A 250-nucleotide genomic window follows, 5' to 3' on the forward strand; every position below is an offset into this window, starting at 1 on the left:
ATTTAAAACGCAGCCTTTCCATAGTTGTTCTTTATCTATATGTAATTTATATTTACTCATCATCTTCCCCCATGCGCATATTTTTTTCTATTATCTTTCCTCTACACAATACTTGTAAATACTTTTCTATCTACTACAAAATAAAAAAGACTTCCTTTTTAAAAGGCGTCTTTTTATAGTTGAAAATTTACTAATAAATAAAACGAATTATTTAATAAATGAATCCCAATTGGAACGAGTAAATTCTTCG

General features: G+C 26.4%; 1 pseudogene. It reads right to left on the reverse strand.

What is annotated here, in order from left to right:
• Window positions 1-173: 173 nt before the first annotated feature.
• Window positions 174-250, reverse strand: a pseudogene (locus MR107_RS30835) (CPBP family intramembrane glutamate endopeptidase); the annotation flags it as partial.

Source organism: Bacillus cereus group sp. BfR-BA-01441, from assembly GCF_022663075.1.
Classification (GTDB): domain Bacteria; phylum Bacillota; class Bacilli; order Bacillales; family Bacillaceae_G; genus Bacillus_A; species Bacillus_A cereus.